Origin of the sequence: Propionispira arboris (genome assembly GCF_900109225.1) — a bacterium.
GTDB lineage: Bacteria > Bacillota > Negativicutes > Selenomonadales > Selenomonadaceae > Propionispira > Propionispira arboris.
The window spans coordinates 170,440-196,661 of record NZ_FNZK01000001.1; the positions used below are offsets into that span (position 1 = coordinate 170,440).

Annotated in this window: 21 protein-coding genes; all 21 read left to right on the plus strand. The window is 40.4% G+C overall.

The window, feature by feature from the left end:
* The first annotated feature begins 31 nt into the window (after window positions 1-31).
* The 21 genes from BMY14_RS00770 to kdsA all read left to right on the plus strand — a co-directional run bounded on the left by BMY14_RS00770 (window position 32) and on the right by kdsA (window position 26,222).
* Window positions 32-1,390, plus strand: a complete 1,359-nt coding sequence (locus tag BMY14_RS00770) for a TolC family protein (RefSeq protein WP_091828381.1) — start codon at window positions 32-34, stop codon at window positions 1,388-1,390.
* Window positions 1,391-1,639: 249 nt separating this feature from the next.
* Window positions 1,640-5,944, plus strand: coding sequence for a translocation/assembly module TamB domain-containing protein (locus BMY14_RS00775; RefSeq protein ID WP_091828382.1), 4,305 nt, complete (start codon window positions 1,640-1,642; stop codon window positions 5,942-5,944).
* 36 nt (window positions 5,945-5,980) lie between these two features.
* Window positions 5,981-6,622: a sigma-70 family RNA polymerase sigma factor gene (locus BMY14_RS00780; RefSeq protein WP_091828383.1), complete on the plus strand. Its 642-nt coding sequence runs from the start codon at window positions 5,981-5,983 to the stop codon at window positions 6,620-6,622.
* A 167-nt stretch (window positions 6,623-6,789) separates the two neighbouring features.
* Complete coding sequence (locus BMY14_RS00785) at window positions 6,790-7,395, plus strand: hypothetical protein (protein ID WP_091828384.1); 606 nt, start codon at window positions 6,790-6,792, stop codon at window positions 7,393-7,395.
* A gap of 42 nt (window positions 7,396-7,437) precedes the next feature.
* On the plus strand, window positions 7,438-9,429 hold the full coding sequence (locus BMY14_RS00790) for an outer membrane protein assembly factor (protein WP_091828385.1): 1,992 nt from the start codon (window positions 7,438-7,440) through the stop codon (window positions 9,427-9,429).
* Window positions 9,430-9,465: 36 nt separating this feature from the next.
* A complete protein-coding gene (locus BMY14_RS00795; RefSeq protein WP_091828386.1) occupies window positions 9,466-10,746 on the plus strand; it encodes a hypothetical protein in 1,281 nt (426 codons plus the stop codon).
* Window positions 10,747-10,880: 134 nt separating this feature from the next.
* Window positions 10,881-11,351 carry an OmpH/Skp family outer membrane protein gene (locus BMY14_RS00800; protein ID WP_091828387.1) on the plus strand — a complete coding sequence of 157 codons (471 nt, stop codon included), beginning with the start codon at window positions 10,881-10,883 and terminating at the stop codon, window positions 11,349-11,351.
* An 84-nt stretch (window positions 11,352-11,435) separates the two neighbouring features.
* Entirely contained in the window at window positions 11,436-12,413 is a 978-nt protein-coding gene (locus BMY14_RS00805; RefSeq protein ID WP_091828388.1) for a hypothetical protein, read from the plus strand.
* Window positions 12,414-12,440: 27 nt separating this feature from the next.
* A complete protein-coding gene (locus tag BMY14_RS00810; protein ID WP_091828389.1) occupies window positions 12,441-12,911 on the plus strand; it encodes an OmpH/Skp family outer membrane protein in 471 nt (156 codons plus the stop codon).
* Window positions 12,912-12,929: 18 nt separating this feature from the next.
* Window positions 12,930-13,955: a UDP-3-O-(3-hydroxymyristoyl)glucosamine N-acyltransferase gene (gene lpxD / locus BMY14_RS00815; protein ID WP_091828390.1), complete on the plus strand. Its 1,026-nt coding sequence runs from the start codon at window positions 12,930-12,932 to the stop codon at window positions 13,953-13,955.
* 51 nt (window positions 13,956-14,006) lie between these two features.
* Entirely contained in the window at window positions 14,007-14,654 is a 648-nt protein-coding gene (locus BMY14_RS00820) for a YjbH domain-containing protein (RefSeq protein ID WP_245741184.1), read from the plus strand.
* A gap of 34 nt (window positions 14,655-14,688) precedes the next feature.
* Window positions 14,689-15,552, plus strand: a complete 864-nt coding sequence (locus BMY14_RS00825) for a lysophospholipid acyltransferase family protein (RefSeq protein ID WP_091828392.1) — start codon at window positions 14,689-14,691, stop codon at window positions 15,550-15,552.
* An 86-nt stretch (window positions 15,553-15,638) separates the two neighbouring features.
* Window positions 15,639-16,463: a UDP-3-O-acyl-N-acetylglucosamine deacetylase gene (gene lpxC, locus BMY14_RS00830; protein ID WP_091828393.1), complete on the plus strand. Its 825-nt coding sequence runs from the start codon at window positions 15,639-15,641 to the stop codon at window positions 16,461-16,463.
* A gap of 74 nt (window positions 16,464-16,537) precedes the next feature.
* Window positions 16,538-16,981 (plus strand): 3-hydroxyacyl-ACP dehydratase FabZ, encoded by a 444-nt coding sequence (gene fabZ, locus BMY14_RS00835; RefSeq protein ID WP_091828394.1) that lies wholly within the window; start codon window positions 16,538-16,540, stop codon window positions 16,979-16,981.
* A gap of 205 nt (window positions 16,982-17,186) precedes the next feature.
* Window positions 17,187-17,999 carry an acyl-ACP--UDP-N-acetylglucosamine O-acyltransferase gene (gene lpxA / locus BMY14_RS00840; protein WP_091828395.1) on the plus strand — a complete coding sequence of 271 codons (813 nt, stop codon included), beginning with the start codon at window positions 17,187-17,189 and terminating at the stop codon, window positions 17,997-17,999.
* A 90-nt stretch (window positions 18,000-18,089) separates the two neighbouring features.
* Window positions 18,090-18,896: an LpxI family protein gene (locus BMY14_RS00845; RefSeq protein WP_091828396.1), complete on the plus strand. Its 807-nt coding sequence runs from the start codon at window positions 18,090-18,092 to the stop codon at window positions 18,894-18,896.
* 92 nt (window positions 18,897-18,988) lie between these two features.
* Window positions 18,989-20,149 (plus strand): lipid-A-disaccharide synthase, encoded by a 1,161-nt coding sequence (gene lpxB, locus BMY14_RS00850; RefSeq protein ID WP_091828397.1) that lies wholly within the window; start codon window positions 18,989-18,991, stop codon window positions 20,147-20,149.
* Between the two features lie 28 nt (window positions 20,150-20,177).
* Window positions 20,178-21,911: an ABC transporter ATP-binding protein gene (locus BMY14_RS00855; protein WP_019551881.1), complete on the plus strand. Its 1,734-nt coding sequence runs from the start codon at window positions 20,178-20,180 to the stop codon at window positions 21,909-21,911.
* Window positions 21,912-21,987: 76 nt separating this feature from the next.
* Window positions 21,988-24,471 carry a tetraacyldisaccharide 4'-kinase gene (gene lpxK / locus BMY14_RS00860; protein WP_091828398.1) on the plus strand — a complete coding sequence of 828 codons (2,484 nt, stop codon included), beginning with the start codon at window positions 21,988-21,990 and terminating at the stop codon, window positions 24,469-24,471.
* Between the two features lie 33 nt (window positions 24,472-24,504).
* Window positions 24,505-25,239: a 3-deoxy-manno-octulosonate cytidylyltransferase gene (kdsB, locus tag BMY14_RS00865; protein ID WP_091828399.1), complete on the plus strand. Its 735-nt coding sequence runs from the start codon at window positions 24,505-24,507 to the stop codon at window positions 25,237-25,239.
* Between the two features lie 158 nt (window positions 25,240-25,397).
* The gene (gene kdsA / locus BMY14_RS00870) at window positions 25,398-26,222 is read left to right on the plus strand and encodes a 3-deoxy-8-phosphooctulonate synthase (RefSeq protein WP_091828400.1); all 825 of its coding nucleotides are present in this window, start codon (window positions 25,398-25,400) and stop codon (window positions 26,220-26,222) included.

Sequence of the window (26,222 nt, forward strand, 5' to 3'; positions counted from 1 at the left end):
AAATGAAGATAATTTTAGGAGGATTTTTAGCGTGAATAAATATAGTGTAAAGAAGAAATTAACAGCTATGGTATTAGGCGGACTTATGACCATGTCTTTGGCTAGCGGGGTGGCTTTGGCTGCGGATACCGTGGATTTGACATTGGATGAAAGCATTGAACTTGCCTTGAAAAACAATAAGGATATTCAACAATCTTTATCTGATACTGAAACCGCAAAATGGGCATTGAAAGAAGCAAAAGGCAGCAATGGAGTTTCCTTGTCATGGAGTTCAACAGCTGAGAAAATTGGTGGGAATTATTATTCTGGATCGAGCAAGGATCGAGATTTTTCCAACACGCTAAGTGCTTCTTTACCGATTTATAGTGGTGGTAAAATTGAAGGCAGCATAAAAAAAGCCGAAATTGGCATTGATGTTGGAGCCCTTGATCTCGAAAACACCAAACAAACTGTAAAACTTACGGTAACGAAAGATTATTTTACGATTTTGCAAAATCGTAACCTGGTTCAAGTCGATAAAGATTCTGTTGATAAATTGCAGGAACATTTGAAAAATGTCAGTGCGCAATACGCAGTTGGGACAGTTGCCAAGTCGGACGTACTTCGTTCCCAGGTTGAACTCGCAAATGCCCAGCAAAGTTTGGTTACAGCACAGAATGATTATGATTTGTCCGTATCCACATTCAATAATGTTATAGGACTTCCACTTGACACGAATGTTATGATCCGTGACGAACTTAAATACGAAAAATATGATCTTTCTTTAGACAATTGTATCGTTTATGCTCAGCAGCATCGCCCTGATGGAATTTCCGCTGTCAAAGCAATTAAACAGGCTGAAGCTTCTATAAAAGTTGCCCAGGCAGGTCAGAAACCACAAGTAAATTTAGTAGCAAGTGACACAATCGATGATACAAAGGCATTTGGTGATAAAACGGATAAATGGGGGATTGGTGTTTCGGCCAGCTGGAATTTATTTGATAGTAATGTAACAAATTCACAAATAAAAACAGCGGAAGCTGCAAAAAACAAAGCAGAAATTGCAGCAAATCAACAACTCGATACGATTCAATTGGAAGTGCGCACGGCCTATCTCAGTATGATATCCGCTGAAAAAAATATTCAGACAACAAAAGTAGCTGTCGCACAAGCTCAGGAAGATTATAAAATAGCCCAGGTACGTTATAGTGCCGGTGTGGGGACCAATATTGATGTTATTGATGCACAAGTAGCATTAACGACAGCACAAACCAATTATATTCAAACATTATATGATTATAATACAAGTAAAGCCACACTCGATAAAGCAATGGGTATACAGGTAGATCTTGATGTTAGTCAATACAATGATAATAAGGTGGTTTCAACAGACAAAACACAAAATAAGTAAGATGTTCAAGCATGTTTAAATAAAAAGCAGGGCAATCATTAAGCTTCTGTCCTGCTTTTTATTATCGATACGATGGATAATATGAGCTTACCCTTAAAATAAAACTATGGTCCTGCATTTTACTAGAAATGACAAAGTTTTTTCAAAGAAACAGTGCGTATAATAGAAATGTCTACTGATTAACAGGAAGGCAGCAGGTTCATGTCGAAGATACCCTTTTATGGTTAGTTTAGCTTGGAGGGAAAGACAGTGAGGCATAAGCCGTTTATTATAATAGGAATTATAACCATATTCGTGGTGCTTGTTGGATTCTGTGGTTATTGGTATAGCAAATCGCAATCATTTATGACAACCGCAGGCGAGTTGGTTTCGCAAGAAGCAGTGAAAATAGTAGGAACGAAATTGAAATTTGATCAAATTCAGATAGATTCATTTCATTCAATGACGGCAGGTGGCATTACGCTTTATGATAAAACTGGAGCAGTACTTGTAACAGCGGATTCCATGAAGGTGAATTTCGATCCATGGCTGATGTTTCAAGCTGCGCCGCTTAAAGGAATTGCGTCAGTTACCGTTATAAAACCGAACGTTCTGCTTGAACAAAATGCAGATGGTACATGGAACTATTCCGATATTATAAGTGAGAACCAGCAGACTACGCATGATTTTGCGGGTAAAGTCTATATTGAAGATGCCATGGTAACCGGAAAAATAGATGGGAAAACACTAAAGCTTACGGAAATCAATGGTGAACTTAATTTTGCCAGCCAGCCGGCGGTCAGTTTTAAAGCGGCATTCGCCGATGAAACGGGTCATGCTGATGTTTCAGGTACTTTGGGGGGAGCACACCAGGCCGTTAGTATTAATGGCGGTGATTTTGATGTTGAAAATTACACGCAGTTTTTACCGGCTGATTTAGGAATTACGATTAAAAAAGGTGTTTTAAAATCAGTGAATGTTACACTGCTGAAAGTCAAAAACATTGATGATTATACCGTCAATGGAGAAGTTGAACTTAGTGGCGGGTCCGTAAATGCTATGAATACGGATATTGAAGATATTAATGCATTACTTGTATTTAATGAAAAAGATTTGCTGGTATTTAGTAATGCGGTTATAGCAGATCAAAAACTTGCTTTGCATGGTAAAGTCAACATGGATGGAATGGATTCATATATGAATCTGATCGCAGAATCAGAAAAATTTGATCCGAGTACTGTGCTGCCGAATATTCCCTTTCACGGCGATGTTGCTTTTACGATGAATATTGCTGGTACATTGGCTGATCCGCTAGCGGATGGTCAGTTAAAAATCAAATCGGCTGAAGCTTATGGATATCATTTTGAAAATGCAACGGCAAAAGTGAAGTTTGCGAAAAATGTTGTATTTATTGATGCCTTTGAAGGACAGGTATTTGGTGGTAATGTTACAGCACAAGGACAATATGATTCAGGCAATGAAACCTACAATGCCCACCTGAAAATGGAAAATATTGATGCTAATCAATTGCAGGAATTTATTCCTGGTGTTTCAGGCAGGATTACAGCTGATGTCGGTATTAGTGGAGAAGGCAGTAATCTGAATCAGGCGTTGGTTTACGGGAGCGCATCTATACAAAACGGTTTTTATTTAAACAATCCTTTCCAAAGAATGGATGCAAGCTTTTATAAAACCGGTGACCAGATTACAATTGATTCACTGAGTCTTATATTGCCTCAGGGTGAAATTGGAGCTTCCGGCACCATTAAAGGACAGACATTGGATTTAGATTTTTATGGATCAAAGGTTGATTTGACATTATTGGCTAAATTAAATCCAGAGATTAATGCCAGTGGTACAGCGGATTTTTCAGGGCATGTTAAAGGGAGCTTTGATGATCCCAAAATTAGATTAGATTTTTCGGCAGTAAACGGTCAATTGTTTTATCAGCCATATCAAACACTGCATGGTAGTGCAGCAGGAAGTTTACATGGGGTTTTTGTCAAAGAATTCACTATGGAAAACAATGGACAGATAACACATACTGCCCATGGAATTGTTGGCTTTACCGGCAACCGACATTTGGATTTGACAATTGCCACGCAAGGGGCTCGCATGGAAGATCTTGCGGCACTTATTGCACCTGGACAAACTATAACCGGTAATATTGATAATACAGTTCACCTTACGGGAACACTTAATGATATAGAAGCTGTGGGGAGCCTGCATTTTTATGAAGGCAGCTACCGGGGCATGTTGATTAGTGGTGCTGATGGGAAATATGAACGAAAAAATGGAATTACTACATTTAAGGATTTTTATATCACATCGCCAAATGTTAATTTGCATTTAAACGGAACAGCAGACCGTGATAATCATCTTGATTTTGATATTCGGGCAGATGATATACATTTCGATAAATTAAATTTGCATATGCCTTATCCTGTTTCTGGTACGGCACAATTTGTGGGTAAGCTGCAAGGTACAATTGATTCACCCGTTTTTAATGGGTTACTGCAATCAAGTGAACTGAGCTTAAATGGACAAGATCTCACAGATATCAATGGACATATAGAGTATAGCAATGAGATAATTAATCTTACGTCATTTACATTTCATCAATCTGGCGGTACATTTGCGCTGCAAGGAAGTACAAATTTAAATACGAGTACACTCCAGGGTAAACTTACGGTGGAAAATGCTGATTTAGCAGCGATTTTGGCTATGGTAAACCTGAAAAATGAATGGGTTGATGGCAAGTTGAATGGTACAATTGATCTTGGTGGTACCGTAGATAATCCGCATGTCAGACTGCTTGGGTCTATGGGATCAGGCACATTAAAAGGCTATCCGCTTAGCAATATCTCTCTTGACATTGAACTGGAAAATAGAGTGGCTACGATTCATAAGTTTTATGGAGAACAAGGTTTAGGCATTCTCCGGGCAGCGGGCACAATTGATCTTGATGGACCAATAGATGCACAGCTCTCGGCACAAAGAATCGATGCGGCACTTTTAATGCATTTGATGGGCTCACAACTGCCGGCGACCGGAGCTTTGGATCTGGAAGCGCAATTTAGTGGTACTGTAGGTAACCCCGAAGCCAATGTATCAATTGATATTGAAGGCGGGGGCCTTGGCGTTGCAACATTTGATGCAATGAAGGGTCTATTTAATTTAAAAAATGGTATAGTGAATGTAAATCAGCTGCTTATTCAAAAAGGACAGTACAAAGCCTCTGCTTATGGCATGGTACCGCTTGTGGCTTTGACCTCAAAACCATGGGAAATGCCGGATCCAAATCAGCAGATGAATCTTAAAATATCATTGGATCAAGCTGATTTAAGTATTCTGCCATTTTTGACTACACAGGTTGAGTGGGCTATGGGGCCGACGAAGGGCGGCGTTACAATTACGGGAACAGTCGCACATCCATTTATTAATGGTTCCATTGTGATTCCTAATGGTGCAATGAAATTTAAAGGTATTGGCAAACCAGTGCAAAATATAGAGGCTGATTTTGAATTTATCAATGACAAGTTGAATGTTAAAAAATTTAGTGGTGTGATGGGTAAAGGGTCTTATGATTTGAGTGGTTCGACTTTGATCACAGGCGGTGGTTTGGCTAATTATGATTTCACTCTCAATTTGAATCAACTTGATTTAGATAGTGCAGTTTATAAAGGTCCGCTTACCGGTCAGCTTACATTGTCAACTGGTGAAAGATTTGGCAGGCAAATGCCTAAAATTGCTGGTAACATTGATTTGGCCGATTGTACGATTAATATTCCGGCGATGCCGAATGGTACAACCGAACTACCACCAGCTATTTTGGATATTAGCGTGAATTTAGGTAAAAGAGTTCATCTTTATAATTCTTTTCTCTATGACCTCATGCTGCAAGGACAGGCTAAGTTTGCCGGGACTACAGTACACCCACAGACTTCAGGTGAAATTTCAGCGATTCGCGGTACGGTCAGCTATCTTAAAACATCGTTTAAAGTTCATGAAGCATCGGCTTATTTCAATCAAGTCAATTCACTTCTGCCAAGCATTCATCTTGAAGCCGATACAAAACTTGACAGAACTAAGGTTTATCTGGTAGTAGATGGTCCCGCGGAAACGATGAGTGTCAAGCTGAGCTCAGATCCATCGATGAGTGAAACGGAAATTTTGCAGCTGTTGACTCTTCGCAGCAATTATCAATCCCATGGTACAGACAATAATTTGGGCAAAGATCAGTTGGCAAATATTCTTGATGTTGGTTTGCAGATGAGCTTTTTGAGCGAAGTGGAAGCAACGCTGAGGAATGCTTTGAGTGTTGATGAATTCAAAGTTGTGCGCGATACGCTGTCATCGACTGAAAGCAATAATACTGCTAATCGGGAAATTTATAACGTTGAGATTGGTAAATATCTAAGTGATAAATTCATGCTGAAATATACAACTGGGATTACACGCAATCTGTATAAAATAGGCATACAATATGATTTAAATAATCGTATTAGTTTGACCAGTGATGTCAATCAGGATAATAATTATAGTGTTGGTATTGAGGCTCGAATTAAATTTTAAACAGATTTTTTAATGAAAAACGGTGAGGTGATAGGCATGGAACTCCAAGAATATCTGCAAGAACTAAAGAAAATTGAGATCTTAGATTTACCCCGCGAGATGGAATTGTGGAGTGAATGTAAAATTAAGCAGAATATGGATGCCAGACGGATATTAATTGAATCCTATCAGCCACTGGTTTTCAAAGCTGCAATGCAATTTAGCCGGCTGAGTAATATCATGGATATTATTCAAGAAGGCACCGTAGGACTTATTGAGGCGGTAGAAAAATATGATCATGAACGTGGTGTGGCGTTTAGTTTATATGCGCTGCATCGTATTCGTGGCAGAATGTTAAATTACATCAAAAAAGAAAATAGCTTTGATTTTGTTTATAATGAAAATACTGTCTCGGCAGATGGAATGGAAACTTTTAATATCGAAAATATTGTTGATAACGCTGCGAGTGTTATGCAGCAGGCAGAGACTAATTTTCTGGTGGATGAGCTCAAAAGTGCCTTGGAGCGCTTACCACAAAAAGAACAGATGGTTTTAAGCAGTGTTTATTTGGATAATCAGGAACCGCGCGAAGTGGCGCAAGCCCTTTCGGTCAGTACAACCCATGTTTATCGGCTGCAAAAGGCGGGTATCCGTCGCGTGCGGGGAATGCTGTCTAAACTGATGCAGCAATGGCGATAAATGCATAAATATTTGTATAATCGAGCAAATAGGCTGTTAAGAGATGGAATACCGAGTATAATTCATGTTATCCCATATATCGTTCATTTTTACGGAAATTTCATTCGTGTCAATATGCCATGAATGATGGAATATATTAAGTAGGATGTTTGCTTAGGGGTGATACGATGTCGGATCAGAAAAAAGGCATGAAAAAACATGTCACAGCCGCTAAGGAATGGCTGGGTAAAGCAGAACAGTCCTTTGATCAGGAAAATGAAATAAAAGGTGACTTGAATATGATGCTTGCCCAAGCTGAACTGCAGCGGGCGCAAGAAACAAAAACAGGCCGGATTACGCGAATTTATTTTTGGGTTAGAACTGTAACGGCCGTTATGACAGCGGGGATTATCATTGCTGTTGGCTGGAATAGTGTTTATCATAGTTCAACGAGTCAGACGGGTGAACACCTAATAAATCAGCAAGGAATACAGGTTCAAACCGCAGCTGAAGATCAACATAAAAACAATCAAAAAATTCTGCAAGCTGAGAGTAAACAAGCTGTTGTAGAGCCGTTGGAACAGAAAAAAATATATGAAGATGGGGAAAAAGCGGTTGCTGTATCTGAACCAAAAAAAATTATAGTTGATAAACCGATGCAGCAAACAACAGTAGAATCTGAAATGTCTAATAAGGAGATATCGATACCGCAAGAACCGTCTTTAGAAGTTCCCCCGCCTAAAATGCAGCTGCTGATGCGTGCTGCAGGTAAAACATTAAGAGGTCAGCAATAATAATTTAAATAGCGTTTTGAAACAAATTTAGGAGGTCTTGGATTGAGTAAGAATAAATATAGATCAATTGCTTGTGCGTTAGTATTGACAACAAGTTTTATCGCTACAAATTTAAATCCAGTTTATGCAGATGAGGTGGCAGCCGATAACCAGGATCAAGTAGCTGCACAACAATCAGATCAGCCTACAGCTGTGGATAATCAGGCAGTTTCTACAAAAGAGCAAGCTGAAGCAGATGTAAATAAAAAAGCACCTGATCCAGCTGCTGAGCCACCATCAACCCCTCCCCCTGCCGTCGGTGCACCGGCACAAACACCTGCCTCATTGGCTGCTGCTGAATTCGCAGCCAAACAGCAGGCACGCAGCCAGGTCGAAGCCGAATTAAAACAATACGTTGGGCAAACAATAGTTTCAGTTAATATCACAGGCTTGAAACAGGTTCAAGAAGCGGATGCCATGGCACCAGTTAAGATAAAAGCTGGTGATACGGTCAGTATTGATGCTGTTACACAGACCAGCCAGGCGATTGCGGAAACGGGATATTTTTATGATGTGTATTATACGTTTGAACCAATTCCCGAAGGTGTGAAACTTACCTATCACGTTATTGAAAATCCAATTTTAAAATCTGTTGAAATTAGCGGTAATAAAGCCCTGGATACAAAAACGATTGCAAGTTTGCTTACGGTATCGCCAGGAACCATCCTGAATACAAAAACCTTGAACACAAATATTAAGGCGATTGAAGCCAGGTACAAAACGGATGGATATATTCTTGCCAAAATCAGCGATATCAGTATTACACCAGATGGTGTCTTGAAATTAACGTTTAATGAAGGAATCCTCGAAGGCTATACTGTTAAGGGTAATGAGAAAACGAAAGCACGAGTCATTACGCGTGAAATGCGCATGAAGCCAGGTGAACCTTTTAATGTAAAACAGGCCCGCCGTAGTATGCAGCGTGTCTACAATCTAGGCTTTTTTGAAGATGTTAATATGAAATTAAATCCGGGGCGTGAACCAAATTCTGTAGTTCTTGAAACGACAGTTGTTGAAAAACGTACAGGAACATTTGCCGTGGGGGCTGGATACAGCAGTAAAGATGGTATGATTGGTTTAATTGAAGTGGGAGATACGAACTTCCGTGGCATCGGCGATGCGGTTAAGATTAATTATGAATTTGGCGGTACGGATAATGCCTATAATGGTTTTGTTTTCACGTATACAAGGCCTTGGCTCGACAGTAAACAGACAACTGGCACAATTCGTGTTTATAATAAATCCTCTGAATATGATGACTATGATACCAACGGACATTTAACTGAAACGTATGATAAGAAATACAGCGGCGGTGAAATTTCTTTAGGCCGTCCGGTCAGTGAATATTCAACGAATTATGTTACATTAAGAGACCGTACAGATTATTACAAAGGGCATGTTGATGATTCTAACACAATAGATCGCAGTACACCTGCTTACCAATCTTGGCGGGATGCGAATTTTGGCGAAACACGCAGTGTGACTTTGTCCCATGTGACGGATACGCGCGATAATATTTATTCGCCAACCGAAGGCACTCGTGTGGCATTGACTACCGAATTTGCTGGTTTAGGCGGCGACTTTAATTATCAGAAATATACGGTTGAAGACCAAAGATTCTTCAAAGTTGGTCATGCACAAGTCATCGCGCTGCGGGGGCAAGTTGGCAAGGCAAACGGATCACTACCGGAATCGGCTCGCTATATGGTTGGCGGGCAGACTACACTGCGCGGCTATCGCGATGATCAGTTCCGCGGCAATACGATGATGCTGGGAACGGTCGAGTATCGTTTTCCAATTGTGAGTAAAGTTCAGGGAGCTTTGTTTACCGATTTTGGTGATGCCTGGGGTGGTCAATCCAATGAAGACTTTGAATTTCATAAAAGTATCGGTGTTGGAATACAGCTGCAAACACCAATCGGCCCGATTCGTTTAGACTATGGACGCGGTGAAGATGGCGGCAGGACCCATTTTAGTTTGGGCGGTACATTCTAATATACATCCGTGTTTTGACGCAGGAGGAGTTGCTATATGCTGCGCAGATGGCTGCTTATTATAATACTATGTACGATTGGTCTTGTTTTGGCAAGTGCTGTTGCCAAAGCAGCTCCGGCACTTGTTGATACGGTGCAGGTAGAAGTGCAGGCAGATGGACATTTACCACTTCTAATTCAAAGACGTATGGAAGCTAGTGTACATACGATTGCCGAACAAGTCCTTACTGGGCACAATGTAAATGAGGCAATACTGAAACGTATGGAGTATGAACAGCTTATTCGCGAAGTTTTTAATCGAATACTGATAGGTTATACAGTAACAGCGGTACAGGTTATTCCCGGCAGTGATACGCAGGTAACCGTCAAACTTGTACCATGGGATGATGTAATTAAAAAAATAGATACAACTGTCCAGGTAGAAGGCATGCCGCCTGAAATAGCGGCATTGGCTTTGCAGGATGTAACTGGTATTGAAAACCTTTTTGAACAAAATATGCTGGGGCTTCCCATTGATGCAGCGGATTGGACGAATGGTATTTTAAAAAGCAGCCTCAATTCTTTCATGCAGGAACATTTACCGGAATTCAGGGCTGATTTTGATGTAGAACCAGGAACCGTGGCAAAGGTGAAAATTGTTCTTTATCCAAAAGTTCCGGTGGTGCGCAATGTCGATTTAGCAATGCGTTCTGAATCCATGCCAAATATACTGCTCTTAAACTATCGGCCGCAAATTCAAAAAAAAGCGGATATCATGCTGGGGGTTCCTGTTGATTTTGTCAAACGTCATAATGCATATTTTAATCAAGTCCTTGTAACTTCACTGGATGAACAGAAAGATTTCCGTTCGTTTCATGTTAAAACTCATATTGAATTGAATCCCGGTGAAAAAACGTATGTCAAAAGCTATTCAGATACCGAGCGTTATCGTTTTACCTTGGAAGGATATTTTGATATAAATAGTAAAGAAGATAATACTGCATTTCGTATTCATTTAGGGCGATTTATATCATCACAGGATGAAGTTTTCACAGAACTTGATTTTTATCCACAGTCTGTTACCTGGAAAGCATTTTATGGGTACGAACGAGAAATGCTGCCAACGGTCAGAATGGGAATGAAATATGACAGTAATGCCCATAATGGAGTTTTTCTTTTAAAGAAAAAGTTTGATAATAAATGGCTGTTGCGTTATGAATATGCTTTTGCGGATCAGACAGAAGAAATGGGTCTGCGTTATAAAATACATGATTTTGTCAGTCTCGAATATATTATGGATGATAAAGACAGCTGGCTCAGGCTTATTGGTAATTTTTAAATTCCTTGAATCTCAAAAAAGAGTTTGTTATAATGAAGTTGCTGTTTATTTAGGCAGTTTTTTATTGTAAGGAAAGAACGAAACTATGTTCGTCGTTGATTAATTAAATTCCCGCAAGGGTAAAGGAGAAAAACATGATAAAATTTGAAAAAAAACAGGTAAAATTAATTAGTGTTGCAATTGCGTTGGTCTTTGTATTTAGTATTGTAGCAATTGCTGTATCGCAAACAGGCAGCATGGGGATTGCATCTGCCGCCTCTTCTTCGAATGTTGGTATTGTAGATTATCGTCAGGTTATGTCACAGCATCCAGATCTTGCTGCTGCTAATACAGAAATGCAGAAAGAAATCGATAGTGCTAAAGCGGATTTTGAATCAAAATCTGCTGGTATGAATGATCAGGAAAAAGCAGCATATTATCAGCAAACACAGCAGCGCTTACAAAATAAAGAAAAAGAGCTGATTGAACCGATTCGTACGAAGATCGAAGAAGCCATTAAAAGCATTGCGGATGCCAAAGGATTATCCGTTGTTTTAGATAAAAGTAATGTAGTTTACGGCGGTCAGGACATTACGGCTGATGTAGTTAAAAAAATTACGAAATAAGAAAAAAAAATAGCTTTATTGATGAAACGATAAATACCGAGCCTGGGTGACCGCGCTCGGTATTTATTAGGAAGGGTGGGTTTTGTGGAAGAACGTAAAAAGAAGATTATTGCAGGTTCTTTAACCTTAGTAGTTTTAGCTTTTTTATGTGGACTTTATTGGCAAAACCATAAAGAAACGACTACTGCTGGCAATCTTTCGACGCAAGACTATACCATTGGTGTCATTGATTTGAAACAGGCAATGCAAGCTCACCCAAGATACAATGATCTGGTTAAGCTGCGTAAAGAACGCAGTACACTCGCTGCAGCAGCAGCAGTTAAAACGGATTTTAATCTTGTTAATCCACCACCTGTTATCGATGCGCAGGCATTTGATGATTCTGTAAAGCAGCAAAGTAGTCAGCAAATAGAAGAAAATAAAATTAAGCTGAAGCAAACAGTCCTTAATCAGAAAAAGACGTTAGGTGCGTCGGTGGCCGCGCAGCGAGAAGCTGATCTTGAAGCAGTTCGAGAAAAATATTTAAATGTTATATTTAATTTGCAGCTGCAATATGATAACTTAAAAGCGAACAATGAAGTTAAACAGCAGCTGGCTGCTGATATAGAAGCAGAACGGCAAAAACGTAATCAAGAACTTGATGCAGTGAATCGACAATATGATAAAAAGATTCAACAGTCATTGCAAGTTTTTATCGCACAAAAACAAAAAGAACAGCAAGCCTTTGAAGCAGCATTACTGCAGAAAAAACAGCAAGAAGCGGCCGCAAATCGGCAGCAGGCACAAAGTCGTGATGATCAAACTATGAAGGATCAGGCAATGCCATTTTCGGTAGATGACATCATGCAAAAAAATGAAGCGCTGAATAACAAGGATAAAGAAATAACCCTGTTAGAAGATTTGATCAATCAAGATATTGCTGGTATTGCAGCGAAAATTGCTATCACCAATCATTTGGAATGTGTCTTTGCCAATGTAGAAGTCAATATTCATGCACTTGATATTACGGATGATGTAATCAAAGAATTTCAAACAACCAGGCAGGTCACAAAGAACGAATAAAGAAAGCAGAAAAGTGGAGGCACAACAATGAATTTAAATAAGAAATCTCTATGTGCGCTGCTTATGGTCGGTATTATCGCCATATTTGTCAGCGGCTGTTCAAATACAAAAATGGGGGTAGTTGATACGGAACGTATCATGAAAGAAAGTCCTCAGATTCAAACAATAACGAAAGCGCAAACTGAACAGTATACGCAAAAACAAAAAGACCTTACGGAAAAACTGCAAAATGATAAAGCGAATATGTCAGATGCAGATTATCAAAAATCCGTTAATGCAGCAAAAGCAGAACTTAGTGGCATGGAAAGCCAATTTAATTCTGAACTCAAAACTACGATTGATAAAGCTATGGCAGATGTAAGCAAAGAAAAAGACTTATCTGCAGTCGTGATGAAAGATCTTGTACAAACAAATCAGATGGGTCAACCGACAAAAGAACAGTTTGTTATTCAGGGTGGTATAGATATTACCGATGACCTGATCCAAAAATTACAATAGTAAAAGAGGGAGTTTCTTTTGGAAAAAACATTAGCAGAAATTGCTCATATTGTAAATGGGAAGATTATAGGCAGCGGTAATATAACGATCACGGGAGTAACGAATATTGCTTTAGCTGGAGAACATGATATTACTTTTGCGGTCGAACCGCATCTACAAGAAGCAGAAAATTGTAATGCCGGTGCTGTTTTATTGCCAAATACGATTACTGACTTTGCTAAAACTGCGATTTGTGTTGAAGAACCAAGGGCCGCATTTACAAAACTTCTTGAAGTATTTAATCCACCGCTTACCATCCGCCGGGGAATCAGTGAACAGGCGTTTGTTGGTCAAGACGTAAAGCTTGGTGAAAATGTTTCAATTATGCCATTTGCTGTTGTGGATGATCATGCAATCATTGGCAACAATGTAATTTTATATCCGCATACCTATATCGGACAACATGTAAAAATTGGTGATGAGAGTCTGCTTTATTCGAATGTGACCATTCGTGAATTTTGTCAAATTGGTAAACGGGTTATTATTCACAGCAGTACAGTAATAGGTGCTGATGGTTTTGGCTATATTACGAAAGACGGCAAGCATTCTAAAGTACCGCAGGTGGGTAATGTTCGGATTGAAGATGATGTCGAAATCGGCGCGCATGTGGGCATTGATCGAGCTACTACGGGATCGACCATTATTGGACAGGGAACAAAGATTGATAATCTGGTACATATCGGACACAATTGTGAAATCGGCGCCAATAACCTGATTGTTGCACAAACGGGCATTGCCGGATCGACAATTGTCGGCCGCAATGTAACATTTGGTGGTCAAACTGGGTGTGTTGGACATATTCATATTGGCGATAACACTGTTTTGGCCGCTCGTTCGGGACCAATCAGTGATATTCCAGCTAATGTGTTTTATGCAGGCTTTCCGGCGCGGCCGCACCAAGAATGGCTGCGAAACCAAGTCGCATCGAAACGTTTGCCGGAAATGATGAAAACGATTCGAGATCTCGAAAAACGATTGAAAAAACTTGAACAAGATAAATGTTGATTGTTTTAAGGCAATCATAAAAGAGACTGCGGGCATAGGGCAGTCTCTTTTATGATTATAATTGGAGAAAGGATAGGTCTTATGCAAAAATCCATACTGATTATGATTGTTTGTCTGGGGATTTTTTCACAGGCGAGTGCGGCACCTGCTACTACGGGAACTACCGGAAATATTGATACACCATCCGCGGATGTTTTAAGACCCGGGCAGGCATCTGCTGCGTATTATAAACTAAACGAAGGAAACGATCTCACTTTTGGGATAAACATCGCGAAAAACCTTGAATTGAGTGGAGCCAGACAGGAATATAAACATACAGCGGCTGAGACCTGTCTGAATCTAAAATATGGTGTACTGCATGAGGGCATATTGACCCCTGGTGTGGCCGTGGGGATTGAAGATATAACCAATCAGAAAGAACAGACGGTGTATGCCGTTATAAGCAAAGGACTGCCGCTGGGTATGCGAGTACATGCGGGAGTTGGCAATGGTCATTATGATGGACTGTTTTTTGCTGTTGAAAAAAAACTGATTCCAATGTCAATTGGTGGTGTTTTTCCAGATACATCTTTAATTATTGAACATGATGGACATGCCATGAATTATGGACTTCGAATGTCTATTGCCGCTGGCTTGAAAGTCGATGCTGGCTGGCGTGACAATTCGTCTTATATTGGTTTCACCTATAACTGTTATTGATAAGTATGCTTAAATTAAAGCTGGGGATGATAAAATGAGTTATTATATAAGTAAAATTTTCAGCCATATTATTTGTCTGCTGCCAAATAGTGTGAATCGCAGTATCGGCAGCTTTCTTGGCGAATTGACATGGCTGCTGGTCCCTAAAAAAAGAAAAAGGATGGCAGTTCGTAATATTCTACAATGTTTACATGTTGCACCGGCAGAAGCTGCACAAATTGCCAAAAAGAGCTGGACGCGCTTTGGCAGAATGATTATTGATATTTTGCTGTATCCAAAAATTAAGCAGAATATTAATCGTTATGCAGTGATTGAGGGCCGGGAATATTTAGAAGAAGCACTTGCTCTGGGACGGGGCGGTATTATTGCTACAGCACATAGCGGAAACTGGGAACTTCTCGGCGGTGCATTAGCCAGTAATGGATTTCCCCTTGTTGGCGTTGCTCAAAAACAAACACATAAGAATATGGATCGCTTTATTAATGAATATCGTGAATTGATAGGCATGCATGTCACGTATAAAACCGGAGTGCGAGAAATGATTCAAATGCTTGGACAAGGCTGGCTGATCGGACTGTTAATGGATCAGGATGCTGGATCAAAAGGAATAATTGCCAAGTTCTTTAATCGGGATACTGCTTGTGTACAGGGCCCGGCATCACTGGCAAGATTCAAAAATGCACCGATTTTACCTGTATTTATTACGGAAAATAAAGATGGTTTACATACGATACATATTTATAAAGCTCTTTTTGTAAATCAAACCAAGAATAAACAGGACGATATTGCCAAAATGACAGCGCAATTAACAAATATAATTGAAAAACATATTCAAAACTATCCAGAAGAATGGTTTTGGCTGCATGATCGCTGGAAATCAGTTGAAAAACGTGACTAAAACCCAGATATTTTTTTGAATACTTGCAGGAATCGATAATATTTTGTAAAATAGACGAAGGCTATCATGTCAGGAGGATATTTTTTATGCAATACCAAACCACAATTGCAAAAGACGTGACATATACGGGTAATGGTTTACACTCAGGCCGGAAAGTTACCATTACGTTAAAACCGGCTCCGGTGGATACAGGTATCGTGTTCATTCGTGTTGATCTTGATGGATTGCCAAGAATAGCAGCTATTTCAGACAATGTCACATCGACCATAAGAGCGACAACGATTGCGGAGAATGATGTAAAAGTATTCACAATCGAACATCTCTTATCGGCTTTACATGCTGCCCGGATTGATAACTCTTTTATTGAGATCAATGCGGAAGAGCCGCCGGTAGGAGATGGCAGTGCGCTCATCTTTTTTGATTTAATACATAAAACGGGGATCAAAGAACAATCTGCCTATCGCAAAGAAATTATTATTGATAAAGTGTATCGGATTGATGATGATAAGCGATTTGTGATGGTGCTGCCTTATGACGGTTTTCGCGTGAGCTTTACATCAATCAATCCGCATCGCTTGATTGGTACGCAATATGTTGACTTTACCATTGATACATTGACTTACCAGCAAGAAATTGCTCCGGCCCGGACGATTGCGTATGAAAAAGAAGTGGCCGAACTGGAAAAAATGGGACTTGGCTTAGGCGGTACATTAGAGAATGTCATTGTTTATAATGATGAAGGCTGGCTCAATAAGCTTCGGTATGAAGATGAACTTGTCCGCCATAAGGTTCTGGATGTTATCGGTGACCTGCGGCTCGCCGGGATTATCCGCGGTCATGTCATAGCAGTACAATCAGGACATGCCTTAAATGCCCGACTGGCAAAAAAAATTACCGCTGCATTTAAATAAAAAGATTTTCAAAATATACAGGTGAGAAGAAACTTAAACTTTATAAGTTCTAGATGAAAGAGAGGAAATACAATATGATTTTATCTGTAACTGATATACAAAAAATATTACCACACCGTCCACCATTCCTTTTGGTAGATCGGATTATTGAACTAGAGCCGATGAAACGTGCCGTTGGTATAAAGAATGTAACCATGATGGAACCACATTTTCGCGGGCACTTTCCTGGCAATCCAATTATGCCGGGCGTACTAATCTTAGAGGCTATGGCACAGGTTGGTGGTGTGGCGATGCTTTACCCGGATGAAAACCGCGGAAAACTAGCATTGTTTGGTGCGATGGATAATGTGAAATTTAAAAAGCCTGTTGTGCCGGGCGATCAGCTTGTCATGAAAGCGGAACTGATTAAAATGCGTGGCTATATTGGGAAAATACATGCAGAAGCATTTGTCGATGATCAGCTGGCGGCACAGGCAGATTTTACATTCGCCCTTAAAAAACCGGCAAATGAACAGTAAATCAGCTGGGTTTTTGTGTATGCCTTAGCTAAAGATCGATTTTTGCTGAATTATAGGTAAATTTGACTAAATTCTACAGGTGGAATTTATGATGAACAATTGGATTATAAAATTAGATGCAGTTATCATCAAGATAGCTGCTATGTGAAAAAATAATGCGCTGGGATACTAGCGGGGCTGAGAAGCTTAAGGAGTTGAAATACGAATGATATCAAACAACAAGGTCGTTGCTTATATACATGACACTGCTGTGATTCATCCAGGGGCTCGTATTGGGAAAAATGTGCAAATTGGGCCTTATGCAGTAATTGGTGAAAATGTTATAATTGACGAAGGTACTAAAATAGGTCCGCATGTAGTTATTACCGGCTGGACAAGTATTGGAAAAAATTGTGTGATTTTTCAGGGGGCTTCGATCGGTGAAGAACCGCAGGATCTTAAGTTTGCTGGTGAAAAATCTTATGTATTTATTGGGGATCGTACCAAAATCCGCGAATGTGCCACCGTACATCGTGCGACGGGTGAAGGCGAAGAGACTCGTATTGGTACAGACTGTCTTATGATGGCTTACACGCATGTTGCCCATAACTGTATTGTAGGTAACAATGTCATCATGTCGAATGCTGCGACATTAGCGGGGCACGTCGTTGTGGAAGACCGTGCTGTCATCGGTGGGCTTACAGGCGTACATCAATTTGTGAAAATTGGCCGCAACGCAATGGTTGGCGGTGCATCAAAGATTGTTCAGGACGTTGTGCCTTATACAATTGTAGACGGTCATCCGGCGAAAGTAGCAGGTCTTAATAGTGTTGGTATGGCGAGAGCTGGCATTGCGCTGGATTCACGTCGTAATATAAAAAAAGCTTACAAACTATTATATCGTTCGAGTTTAAGCCTGACGCAGGCTATTTCTATGATTGAACAGGAAGTAGATTCTTGCTCCGAGGTCGAACATTTTTTGCGGTTTTTACGCAATGCGGAATGTGGCATTTGTCGAAGCCGCCGCGATATAGAATAAATTAATTTTCAAGATGTATCATGCAATTATTGGGTGTATAATCATAACTATAGTTCGATAAAGTGAAAAAGTGTTTGCGGAGGATAGAAAATGGAGAAAATAGGTCTTCTTGCCGGAATTGGTAAATTGCCGGTAGAATTTGCCCGGGCTGCATTAGCCATGGGGCTGGGAGTTTTTGCTGTTGCTCTGGTTGATGGTACAGACGAAGCATTGAAACAGAATGTTACAGACATGCAAAAGATAAGTATTGCGCGTCTTGATACAATTATAAAATATTTAAAAGAACATGGTATTACGCAGGTTACAATGATTGGTAAAGTCACGAAAGAAATTATGTTTAGCGGCGAACATGCACAGCCGGATGAGCGGATGACAAGGCTGCTGTTATCATTATCAGATCGTAGTGATGATACAATGATGTTTGCGTTTATACAGGAACTTGCCAAAGAAAATATTCAGGTATTTGATCAAACGGCTTTGATTCGGAAGCTGATGGTGCATGAGGGGATTCTTACCAGACGGGAGCCGTCTGCAGAGGAAAAAGTAGATATGGACTATGGATTTCAGATGGCGAAAGCCATTGGCGGTTTGGATATAGGACAAACCGTTGTTGTAAAACATCAGGCAGTAATGGCCGTAGAAGCAATTGAAGGCACGGATGCCTGTATTCTTCGTGGTGGGAAGCTGGCGCGTGGCGGTGCCATTGTGGCGAAAGTTGCAAAACCGAAGCAGGATATTCGCTTTGATGTGCCGGCGGTTGGGGTTACAACAATAGAGTCTATGATTCAGGCAGGTGCAGCAGGGCTTGTTTTAGAAGCTGGCAAAACTTTGCTGGTAGAAAAAGAAAAAGTGATTGCACTGGCTGATAAAAATGAAATAACCATTGTCGCTATGTAAATCAAGATTTATGAGGCGCGGCGGATACTTTTACAGAAAGTGTCCTCGCGTCTTTTTATGCTTGAATGGATAGAAGTTGGAGGAAGAGGAGCATGTATAAAATTATGTTTTCTGCCGGGGAAGTCTCTGGCGATTTACACGGTGCGGCTATCGCTAAGGCACTGAAGAAAATCCAGCCAGAAAGCAAACTATTTGGTTTCGGCGGTGAAAAGATGCGCTCAGCCGGTGTAGATATCCTCTATGATATGAAAGAGTATAATGTTATGGGATTTTGGGAAGTACTCAAAAATTTGCGGAGGATGTTTAAGCTTCGCGATGATTTACTTATGGTCATCCAAAGAGAAAAACCAGATCTTCTAATTTTAATTGATTATCCTGATTTTAACTGGCGGCTCGCTGAAAAAGCTAAAAAGCTGGGTGTGCCGATTTTTTCGTATATTCCACCATCGGCCTGGGCCTGGCGCAAAGGCCGTGCGAAATCAGTGGCGAAAATTGCCGATAAAATTGTAGCGATTTTTCCCTTTGAGCTTGCTGCATATGAAGCAGTTGGTGCTAATATTGAATTTGTTGGCAATCCTATGATTGATTCAGTAAAACCAGAGATGGATAAGGCAACGGCGGCAGATTATTTTGACGCAAATCTAAATAACCCTAATGTTTTGCTCTTACCGGGCAGTCGGCAGCAGGAAGTAACAATTTTATTGCCGGAAATGTTAAAAGCAGCAGAACGTATCTATGCTAAATATCCAGAAACACAGTTTTATCTGCCGGCAGCTGCAACGATTTCACGGACGATGCTGCAAACAATTATTGCACCATTTCATCTGCCGATTCGTATAACGGATACCTATACGTATGATTTGATGAATATTTGTGATGTAGCGGTTGCCACTTCGGGAACCGTCACATTAGAAGCAGCTTTAATGGAATTGCCCACAGTAGTACTTTACAAAATGTCACCTATTTCTTATTTCATTGGTAAGCTGTTTATTCATGTTACTAATTTTAGTTTGCCAAATATTATTGCGGGCGAACGGATCATTCCGGAACTTCTCCAGCAAGAAGTTAATACAGAAAGAATTGCACGTGAAATGCTTGCCTTGTTTAAAGGTACGGCCGGTGGTGCTGCTGTTAAACTTATGCTGGCCCAAACCAAAGCTAAACTTGGCCAGCCACATGCAGTAGATCGCATCGCAAAGCTCATTATAGAAACAGCTGACCATTGTGCATTGCAAAATTCGAACAAGAATTGAGATTGAATCAGCGGAGGAACTACATAAAATGAATAATTATAAACGTTTGCTTTTGTTTATAAAACCTTACTTGCCAAGATTGGGTATGGCAGTTGTCTGCATTGTTTTTGCAGCGGCCGCGAATCTTTACGTACCATGGATTATTAAAGACATTATTGACGATGTTCTGGCGAACCGTGATATGCAGATGCTCAATACAATTGCCATTGGGATTGTTGTGGTCTTTTTTTTGCGAGGGTTGTTTTTTTACGGACAAACTTACCTGGTGTCTTATATTGCCCAAAAAGTAATTATCGATATAAGACAGCTGCTTTATATGAAATTCCAGCGTTTATCACTGGCCTACTATGAAAAAAAACAAACGGGGACCATCATGAGTTATATTACGAATGATGTGGCAGCTCTGCAATCAGCGCTGGTAGACAGCTTAATCGAAATGGTTACGGAAGGGTCTATCTTGATCGGTTCGGTAGCTACGATGTTTTATCTGCACTGGAAATTAACGCTGCTCACACTGATTACCGTTCCGCTGATTGCGCAGGCAATGAAGATTTTCGGCAGTAAGTTAAAATCAAGTGGTACCGTCATTCAGGAACGCATTGCCGACATTACATCACTTTTACAAGAATCAATATCAGCGGTTCGTGTGGTGAAATCCTTTGTACGGGAAGATTATGAAATAGAACGGTTTAAAAAGCAAAATTTCTTGAATTTTCGGGCGCAAATGAAAAATACGCAGCTCATGGCGATTCTTACCCCAACGGTAGAATTTTTAGCAGCGATTGCAGTTACGTTGATTGTCTGGTATGGTGGTTATGAAGTTGTTAATGGTACAATTACGGCAGGGGCTTTAATTGCTTTTTTAACCTATGCTGTAAATTTAGCAAACCCGGTAAAACGCCTTAGCCGGGTATATGGAACGATTCAAAAAGCCATGGCGGCAGCAGATCGCGTGTTTGAAGTACTGGATACCCAGGAAGATATCAAAGATAAAGAAACGGCGATTATTTTACCAAAAATTGACGGAAAAGTTACGTTTGAAAATGTTGTTTTTGAATATAAAAAAGACACGCCGGCACTGCGGGGAATCTCATTGGAAGCGAAACCAGGACAGATGGTAGCAATTGTTGGTCCATCTGGTGCCGGTAAGTCAACGATCGCAAATCTTATCCCGCGTTTTTATGATGTGAACTCTGGTGCGATTAAGATTGACGATATAGACATTCGTGATGTGCAGATGAATTCACTGCGAGAACAAATCGGCATTGTTCCACAAGAAACAATGCTGTTTAGTGGTACTGTGGCGGAAAATATTCAATACGGACGTTTGGAAGCGACACTGGAAGAGGTGGTTGAAGCTGCCAAAGCCGGCAATGCCCATGAATTTATTCTAGAACTTCCCAATGGTTATGAAACAAAAATTGGCGAACGCGGCTCCAACCTCTCAGGTGGACAAAGACAGCGTATTGCAATTGCAAGGGCTATACTAAAAAATCCGCGGGTCTTAATTTTGGATGAGGCTACATCGGCGTTGGATACTGAAAGTGAAAAGCTTGTGCAAGGTGCACTTGATAAGCTGATGATTGGTCGGACTTCGTTTGTTATAGCTCACAGGCTGTCGACGATATTACAGGCTGAGCAAATCATTGTGCTTGATCGTGGTCAAATCAAGGAAGTCGGCACGCATGCAGAACTTCTTCATCAAAAAGGGCTCTATAGTAATTTATATAATATTCAATTCAATAAAAAAACAGAAATATGAAGACTAACATTTGAAAGTTTGACAAAAATCTAAAATTTTTTGCTGACTTTCAATTAGTACAAAAGGTGGAGACACTATGCAGATACTTTACAATATAGCCACAGTTCTGCTGGCGATTATGGCAATACCATTGTTGATTATTCGCGCGATAAGAGAAGATGGTTTTATCGAACGAATAAAGCAGAGTCTGGGGAACCTTCCCAAACATGCACTGGATGCGGTTGAAAAGAAACAATGCATCTGGGTTCATGCTGCTTCGGTTGGTGAAATCGTAGCGGCCAGTCCGCTCATCAAAGAATTTCGGATTGAATTTCCTAATAGTCCAATCTTAGTATCTGTTGTAACAAGCAGCGGCTATGCTATGGCCAATCGGATTGTAAAAGATGCCGATACGATTATCTATTTCCCCTTGGACTTACCATGGATAGCCGAAAGCCTTGTAAAAAAAGTTCAGCCACGTGTTTTTTTGCCAGTAGAAACAGAATTATGGCCTAATTTTCTGAAAGCTGCCCGTCGCTTTCATATTCCAGTTATGATGGTCAATGGACGCATCAGTGATAAAAGTGTGAAACGATATCATCATTTACACAGTTTGTTAAAAGATATGATTGGTACCGTTAATACTTTTGCGATGCAGTCCGATATTGATGCTCAGTATATTGTTCGTCTCGGAGCAGCTGAAAATCTCGTTACGGTTACTGGTAATACGAAATTTGATCAGACTTACACCAATGTATCACTCGATGAAAAACAGCAAATGATTTTTGAGATGGGACTTACAAATGCTACCGGGATTTTACTGGCTGGCAGTACCCATAAAGGCGAAGAAAATCATATATTAGAGGCATTTCGCCAGCTTAGAAAAAAATTTCCAATGGCAAAACTAGTGATTGCACCACGTGATATCATGCGCAAAGATGAAATCATGACACTCTGCCAAATGTTTCAATTTAAAGTCAAAACCCGGACGGAGCTGCAAACTCATCCCGCAACGGATCATGATGTGGTGATATTGGATACAATTGGCGAACTGGGGAAAGTTTATAGTGTAGGGGATGTCATTTATGTCGGTGGAAGCTTAATTCCCCATGGCGGGCATAATATTTTGGAACCGGCTGCACATGGCAAGGCCATTATTGTTGGCAATAAAATGTTTAATTTTAAAGACACTCATGCCCTTTTTTCAAAACGGAATGCCTGTATTACGGTCGAAAATCAGGCTCAATTAGGTGTGAGCATTGAAAACCTTTTTCGTGACTCAGTCGAACGATGCCGCATGGAGCAGGAAACATTAGCCATTATGAAAGAAAATCGTGGTGCTGCTCGTAAAAGTGCGGTTTTGCTGCATGAACTTTTAAATGCATGTGAACAACGACAAAATTCTGGGATTGTTAAATCAACCGAAAAAATAGAAAATTTTCAGACGTATTTGTACCAACTGGTTCATGGGCGAGCGGAGCATGGTATTTTGTCACAATTTGCCATCAGTATTCTCTATAGTTTTTCGTTTATTTATCACTTGCTGGTGAATTTTAAACTGGCAGGTTATCGCTGGGGTATTTTAAAACAACAGCAGCTTGCCTGTCATGTAATCAGTTTAGGGAATATTACTGTAGGCGGTACAGGGAAGACCCCAACTGCCCAAAGATTAGCTCGTGCTATTCGTGACATGGGCTATCGGGTTGTAATCTTGAATCGCGGCTATCGGGCTAAATGGAAGGGCCAGGTCGGTGTGGTATCAGATGGTAAGAAGCTTTATATGTCGGCCGCTGAAGCTGGCGATGAAGCATTCCTGCTGGCTAAAAATTTACCGAATGTACCGGTTCTTATTGGGGCCGAACGAGCTATTACGGGGCAATATGCTGTTGAGCATTTTGGCGCGGAAGTGGCCATTCTGGATGATGGTTATCAACATTGGCAGCTTAAGCGTGACATGGATATTTTACTGATTGATGCAATTAATGTGTTTGGCAATAGTTATATGCTGCCGCGTGGTACGCTGCGTGAACCGGTCACTCACCTGGATCGGGCTGATGTTTGTCTGATGACGAAAGTCGACCAGGCTGCTCCGGGGGTTTGTGAACAAATTAAAGAAACAGTTGCAAAATACAATGAACATGCGCTTATTGTCGAAAGCATTCATTTACCACGCTGCTTTATTGAAGTAGCGGACTGGGATCGTGATATTGCGGCAGAGGGCATCGACATAAGTTATATGCATAACAAAAAAGTTATGGCTGTTTCCGCAATTGGGAATCCTGCATCTTTTGAGCAGACAATCAGTGATATAGGGGCTGTTATTGTTGAAAGCCTGCGTTATCCGGATCATCATGATTATACGACAGAAGAAATGCAGGATGTTTTTCGGCAATCGCTTAAACAAGGTGTAGAAGCAATCATCATTACAGAAAAAGATGCTGTTAAGATTCCAAATGAGATTATCCATGCGGATCATCCAATCCCAATTTATGTAATCAGTATTGAAATTACCTTCCAGGAAGGCGATCTTGAATTCCATGAATTGTTAAGTCAAAGTCTTAAAAAAAAGTTGGGAAAATAAATAAAATGTAAGGCAAGATAGGAGTTGTTTTGCGTGAAAATATTATGTGTAATTCCAGCCAGATATGCTTCGACACGTCTGCCTGGTAAACCGCTTGCCGATATCAATGGGAAACCAATGATTCAAAGAGTCTATGAACGGGCCTGCCTGGCAAAAACTCCCGCACAGGTTTTGGTAGCTGCGGATGATGAGCGGGTATTTGATGCTGTCAGAAAATGCGGCGGACAAGCAATGATGACAGCAAAAGATCATGCCACAGGTACAGACCGCTTGGCTGAAGTGGCTAAAAAATATACAGATATGGATATCATTATCAATGTGCAAGGAGATGAACCTCTGATTGAACCACAGATTATAGACGCGCTGGCTGCTGCTTTTATAGAAGATCCCGAGCTTAACATGGCAACAATCAAAACACCGATTGAAGATGCTGAAAAAGAAAATCCAAATAACGTAAAAGTTGTAACAGATCGAAATGGTTATGCCTTGTATTTTTCGCGTTCTTTGATGCCATATCCACGTGTTGATACGGGGGTTCCAGTATATAAACATATCGGGATTTATGCTTACCGACGAGATTTTCTGTTAAAGTATGCAGTGATGGAATCTACACCACTGGAAAAGACCGAATCACTCGAGCAATTGCGAGCCCTTGAAAATGGTTATAAAATTAAAGTATTGGAAACGAATTTTAAATTTGTTGGCGTTGATACACAAGAAGACCTGCTAAAAGTCAATGAAATCTATAAAGCGTTAGAAAATGTTTAAATGAAAAATCATAAAAGAAATTACAGCCAGTCTGGCAGTCTGTTAGTAAGGGAATATAGGGCATCGTTTGCTTCCTCCGTAACGCCACTCAACCCTATACTCCCTTACTGACGATTGCCATATATAAATTTCGTAAATTTTGAAAGGTGGTATATAGTATGAATACAGTATCCGTGGGAAATATTAAAATAGGTACAGGACATCCATTGGTTTTATTGGCGGGACCTTGTGTATTAGAAGGACTCGAACGCAGTCTTAAGATTGGTAGAGGTATCAAAGCAATTACGCAGCGACTTGGTATACCTTATGTTTTTAAAGCATCTTTTGACAAAGCCAATCGTTCTTCCTTCAATGGGTTTCGCGGCCCGGGAATAGAAGATGGTCTCAAAATGCTGCAGACGATCAAAGACGAATTACAAGTGCCAATTGTCAGTGACATTCATAATGAAAATCAGATTGAAGCCGCTGCAAAAGTGCTTGATATCATTCAGATACCAGCATTTTTATGCCGCCAGACGGATCTTTTATATGCTGCGGCCAAATCCGGCAAAACCGTTAACGTAAAAAAAGGCCAGTTCATGTCTCCAAAAGACATGGAAAATGTCATCCATAAAATTGAAGAAGGCGGGAACAAAAATATTCTCCTGACAGAACGCGGCGCATCGTTCGGATATAATAATCTTGTTGTAGATATGCGATCTTTTCCGATTATGCGTTCTTTTGGCTATCCGGTTGTTTTTGATGCAACGCATAGTGTACAGCTTCCTGGTGGGGCAGGCACCTCTTCGGCGGGAAATCGGGAATATGTCGAATATCTTACGCGGGCGGCTGTTGGTGCAGGGGTTGATGCACTCTTTATGGAGGTTCATGATAATCCGGAAGAAGCTCTGTGTGATGGACCTAATATGGTTTATCTTGATAAATTGGAAGATCTTTTAAAAGATGCATTAGCGATTAATGAAATTGTGAATAAACATAAATAA

Coding starts and splice junctions, on each gene's coding strand:
- kdsA (WP_091828400.1), top strand. CDS start 25,398: ATGAATACAGTATCCGTGGGAAATATTAAAATAGGTACAGGACATCCA.
- BMY14_RS00820 (WP_245741184.1), top strand. CDS start 14,007: ATGATTATAATTGGAGAAAGGATAGGTCTTATGCAAAAATCCATACTG.
- BMY14_RS00800 (WP_091828387.1), top strand. CDS start 10,881: ATGATAAAATTTGAAAAAAAACAGGTAAAATTAATTAGTGTTGCAATT.
- lpxK (WP_091828398.1), top strand. CDS start 21,988: ATGCAGATACTTTACAATATAGCCACAGTTCTGCTGGCGATTATGGCA.
- BMY14_RS00785 (WP_091828384.1), top strand. CDS start 6,790: ATGTCGGATCAGAAAAAAGGCATGAAAAAACATGTCACAGCCGCTAAG.
- lpxC (WP_091828393.1), top strand. CDS start 15,639: ATGCAATACCAAACCACAATTGCAAAAGACGTGACATATACGGGTAAT.
- fabZ (WP_091828394.1), top strand. CDS start 16,538: ATGATTTTATCTGTAACTGATATACAAAAAATATTACCACACCGTCCA.
- lpxB (WP_091828397.1), top strand. CDS start 18,989: ATGTATAAAATTATGTTTTCTGCCGGGGAAGTCTCTGGCGATTTACAC.
- BMY14_RS00825 (WP_091828392.1), top strand. CDS start 14,689: ATGAGTTATTATATAAGTAAAATTTTCAGCCATATTATTTGTCTGCTG.
- BMY14_RS00780 (WP_091828383.1), top strand. CDS start 5,981: ATGGAACTCCAAGAATATCTGCAAGAACTAAAGAAAATTGAGATCTTA.
- BMY14_RS00845 (WP_091828396.1), top strand. CDS start 18,090: ATGGAGAAAATAGGTCTTCTTGCCGGAATTGGTAAATTGCCGGTAGAA.
- lpxA (WP_091828395.1), top strand. CDS start 17,187: ATGATATCAAACAACAAGGTCGTTGCTTATATACATGACACTGCTGTG.
- BMY14_RS00855 (WP_019551881.1), top strand. CDS start 20,178: ATGAATAATTATAAACGTTTGCTTTTGTTTATAAAACCTTACTTGCCA.
- BMY14_RS00810 (WP_091828389.1), top strand. CDS start 12,441: ATGAATTTAAATAAGAAATCTCTATGTGCGCTGCTTATGGTCGGTATT.
- BMY14_RS00795 (WP_091828386.1), top strand. CDS start 9,466: ATGCTGCGCAGATGGCTGCTTATTATAATACTATGTACGATTGGTCTT.